Raw genomic sequence first — 1,762 nt, forward strand, 5'->3', positions numbered from 1 at the left:
ATTCCTGCTATGCAGGAAATAAATACAGCGTCAACGAATACAGCTGTTCGCTCTTTAAAGGATATTGAAATCGTAGGCAAAGGGAAAATCAGCTTTATATATGTACAGGGCCGGGGAGATACCAATTATACCCATCCTGAGCAATTACAGAAGCTTGATAAAATAGAGATCATTGATTTGTCCGGAAAAACCATTGAAACCTATACATTTTCCTATGACTATTTCCGATTTAATGTATTAGGAAGAGCATCGGATGATGCAAGATTGTCATTGTCTAAAATAACCAAATATAATTCAGATTCTGTCAAAGATTTTGATTATGTATTTGATTACTATAAAAACACCACCAATTCAATTTTAGGAAAGGACCATTGGGATTGGTTTAACTGTGTCAGGCCTACAGATCAGGATCCGCTTGCAAAAGAACCCTCTCCATCATGTGTGAACATCAATCTGTTAAAAAGCATCAGGCTTCCTTCAGGAGGGCTGAGGGTTTTTGATTTTGGAAGTAATACCTATTCCTATATAGGTTCAGATGCGGTAGATCCTTATGAAAATCCGGATAACTGGGAAAGTGAGGAAAAAGAGGCCACTTATACTAAAACAGAAAAAAATATAAAGAAATATTTCTTTACCCTTACCTCACCAAAGACTGTAGAGATCCAGAATCTCAGCAGCCAGCTTGCAGCCTATGCATGGACTCTGTCTTTTTATAAAAAAACAGGGAACTCATATACCATGGCAGGCAGTATAGGTCCTGTTACGGATCCTGATCCAGATTACCCTCAATACCGTACTCTGGGGTTTGAAGCCGGAGAATATTATGCACAGCTTTCATTTGTAGAGCAAAAGGTTGATTTTACGGGAACCGTTAATTTTACCGCTACTTATAAAAATAAGAAAAGTAACATCAGCCCTTATGTATTTGGGGGTGGGGTAAGGATCAACAGTATCAGCTATTATGACAGACCGGATCAATATTCAGGGAACCAGATTCCGGCAAAGAAGGTCAACTTCCTTTATAGCGACATAGCAGGATCGGGAAAGAGCAGCGGAGCACTGATATTTCCCAAGCCTGTTCATACTTACCAGTATCCTTATAATAATGCTTTTGTGTATCAGTTTGGAATAGGATTTAACAAGTATAACTATTCCAATACATTTACCATCTATTCTTCTGAAAACTTCCTTCCTGTACAGAAAACACAGGGAGCAGACGTAGGATACCAGAATGTAACGGTGTATGAAACGGATAAAGGCAGGAGTATATATACCTTTACATCACCCATTGACAAACCCAATCCTGACCAGGTATCGGCCTCGCCTCCATTTATACCTGTTGCTAATTATGATTATAAAAGAGGTTTGTTAATTGATGAGCAAAAGAAAGACAACAACGCTGTTCTTCAGTCAGAAAGAAGTACCCAGTATAATACCTATGATACAGGGAAGCTGACGGGAATCAGCCTAAGGTATGCAGGATCTCCCTATAGCGAATATATCTATGCCGGTCATTTTAAAACCTATGATACTTATATCTCAAGCTGCCTGAATACAGGCAGTTCAAATGCCTATTGCGGTACCGGCGACCCTGCCAATATGATCGCATTCAGTTCAAATATGGAAATTGTAGGGAAAGCTAATCAGATTCACGTAGAAAACAAAGATTTTTATGCCAATGGAACTGCTGTCAAAACACTTGAAGATATTACCTATAATACCAGAGATTATCCTATAAAACAGAAAACAACTTTTGCCGACA

The 1,762-nt window shown here is 38.7% G+C and carries 1 protein-coding gene; it reads left to right on the forward strand.

What is annotated here, in order from left to right:
* A partial coding sequence (locus CRS_RS24575) for a hypothetical protein (RefSeq protein WP_172617150.1) occupies positions 1–1,762 on the forward strand: 1,762 nt, incomplete at both ends.

The organism is Chryseobacterium sp. ON_d1 (assembly GCF_006829085.1).
Classification (GTDB): Bacteria; Bacteroidota; Bacteroidia; order Flavobacteriales; family Weeksellaceae; genus Chryseobacterium.